Genomic DNA, 2,739 nt, shown 5'->3' on the forward strand with positions numbered 1-2,739 from the left:
GGTAAATGCCTAGATGGGCCGGGGGGGGCTGAGCGGTGGCGAGATCCTGGTGGGTGAATGCTCCATGCCGGTGAAGCAGCACGAGGCTTCCCTGTGCATCGCGCGCCAGAGAAATGGATGAACGCACCGGCCTCGCTTGGTGCCTGGCCTTGGGCTGCGGGTGCCTCTCGGGCATGACTTGGCTTGGCAGGGGGGCGGGAGAGGAATGCTGGCATGTTTCCAGCTGGATGGACAGAGGGGGTGGCGTGGCCTAGGGTCGGTCGATCGGCGGCCTGGGTCGTTTCCGTGGCGAGATCACGAAGCGCGGGCGAGAAGTGGGGCGCAGGCGCATTCGTGGGCAAGCGCGCCCTGTTCGTAGGAGTCTCGAGGGAAACGCGTTGGAGTGGGGCGTTCCGAGCTGCAAGCATCCGGGTTTCGCTTCTGGAATAGGGCGTGGCGGGAGGCCGCGGACCGGCCGGGGTAGGGCCGAACTTGGTCGGGGAAAAGAAAACCTGATCGGGTGGTGAAAGGTAGATCCGGTGTGCGCCAGGCGGCGCAGTAGAGTGCCCGCCGCGCACGCCATACGGCGGCATCGAGCGATGCCGAGTGGCCGCCACACCACTGTTTCACGTGAAACAGTGCCCTAGGGACAATGGTGGCTCGCTTTGCAAGGTAGGGGGTCCTATAATCATGAGTGGTCGCCCCCCGCGACGCGCTCAGTCTTCGCCGCTTGCCCGTAGCGGCCGATCCGGAATCGTCCGGCATCCCTCTGGACCTCACCATGCTGTATCCGACCGAATTTGATGTCATCGTCGTAGGCGGTGGCCACGCAGGCACTGAAGCCGCCCTTGCTTCTGCTCGAGCGGGCTGCAAGACGCTGCTGCTTACACATAACATCGAGACCTTGGGCCAAATGTCATGCAATCCCTCGATTGGGGGGATCGGCAAGGGACATTTGGTGAAAGAAGTGGATGCGCTGGGCGGGGCCATGGCCTTGGCCACGGACGAGGCAGGCATTCAATTCCGCATCTTGAATGCGTCGAAGGGCCCGGCCGTCCGGGCCACTCGTGCCCAAGCGGACCGCGTCCTGTATCGGCAGGCGATTCGCCGGCGACTCGAAAACCAGCCGAATCTCTGGCTGTTCCAGCAAGCCGTCGACGACTTGATTTTGGAGGGCGATCGGGTCGTGGGTGCCGTGACCCAGATCGGCATCCGGTTTCGCGCTCGCGCCGTCGTCCTGACGGCTGGCACCTTCCTCAATGGCCGGGTGCACGTTGGTCTTGAGAATTACTCTGCGGGGCGGGCAGGCGATCCGCCCGCCATATCGTTGGCCAAGCGCCTGCAGGAACTGAAGCTAGGGCAGGGACGGCTGAAAACCGGTACGCCCCCGCGCATAGACGGCCGGACCATCGACTTCAGCGTGTTGGAGGAGCAGCCCGGGGACCTGGATCCGGTGCCGGTGTTCTCGTACATGGGGCACGCCAGCATGCATCCGAAGCAGCTTCCGTGCTGGATTACCCATACCAACGAACGCACGCACGAGATCATACGCGGCGGCCTGGATCGTTCGCCCATGTACACGGGGGTGATCGAAGGGGTTGGCCCGCGTTATTGCCCGTCCATCGAGGACAAAATCCACCGATTTGCGGACAAGACTTCGCACCAAGTGTTCTTGGAGCCCGAAGGCCTCACCACCAACGAGTTTTATCCGAACGGGGTCTCGACCAGTCTTCCCTTCGACGTCCAGCTCGAGCTCATCCGCTCCTTGCCGGGGCTGGAAAATGCGCACATCCTGCGCCCGGGCTACGCCATTGAATACGACTATTTCGATCCGCGCGGGTTGAAATCCTCGCTCGAGACGCGCGCGATCTCCGGCCTGTTCTTTGCCGGCCAGATCAACGGTACGACGGGCTACGAAGAGGCTGCCGCGCAAGGCCTGCTCGCCGGCATCAACGCGGCATTGAAGGTCAAGGGAGAAGAGCCCTGGGTGCCTAGGCGGGATGAGGCTTACCTCGGCGTGCTCGTGGACGACCTCGTCACTCGGGGCGTAACCGAGCCTTACCGCATGTTCACCTCACGTGCCGAGTACCGCCTGAGCTTGCGCGAGGATAACGCCGATTGGCGCCTGACCGAGACCGGCCGCCGGCTGGGCTTGGTCGACGATGCGCGCTGGGACGCGTTCAACCGCAAGCGCGATGCGGTTGCGAGCGAGATCGAGCGCCTGCGGTCGACCTGGGTGAATCCGAAAATCTTCCCCGCAGCGACGGCCGAGGCCCTGCTCGGCAAGGCGATTGATCGTGAGTACTCACTCTTCGACTTGCTCAAGCGTCCTAACGTTTCCTATGATGCGTTGATGCGAGCGAAGAATGCCGACGATGAATTGCTGGCCGGGCCGGGCGTGACCGATAAGGTCATTGCCGAGCAGGTGGAAATCCAGGTCAAGTACGCCGGCTACATCGCACGCCAGCAAGCAGAGGTCGAAAAGCAAGCCGTGCATGAGAACCAGCGCATTCCGGAAGACATCGACTACGATTCGGTGCGCAGCCTCTCGTTCGAGGTTCGGCAAAAGCTCAAGGCCCACCGGCCGGCAACCATCGGCCAGGCTGCCCGCATCTCGGGCGTCACGCCTGCCGCCATTTCCCTATTGCTGATCCATTTGAAGCGCCGCCAATACGGGCGGATTCCCTCGGACACTGTGAATGCGGATCGGGCGGCATGAACGCAAGCCAGAAACCCACCCGCCCCCAGGAACCCTTCAAT

General features: G+C 63.0%; 1 protein-coding gene. It reads left to right on the plus strand.

Annotated features, from left to right (window positions below):
• Nucleotides 1–760: 760 nt before the first annotated feature.
• The gene (gene mnmG, locus IRZ12_RS17150) at nucleotides 761–2,698 is read left to right on the plus strand and encodes a tRNA uridine-5-carboxymethylaminomethyl(34) synthesis enzyme MnmG (RefSeq protein ID WP_296471185.1); all 1,938 of its coding nucleotides are present in this window, start codon (nucleotides 761–763) and stop codon (nucleotides 2,696–2,698) included.
• Nucleotides 2,699–2,739: the final 41 nt, after the last annotated feature.

The organism is Pigmentiphaga sp. (genome assembly GCF_019689535.1).
Lineage (GTDB): Bacteria > Pseudomonadota > Gammaproteobacteria > Burkholderiales > Burkholderiaceae_B > Pigmentiphaga.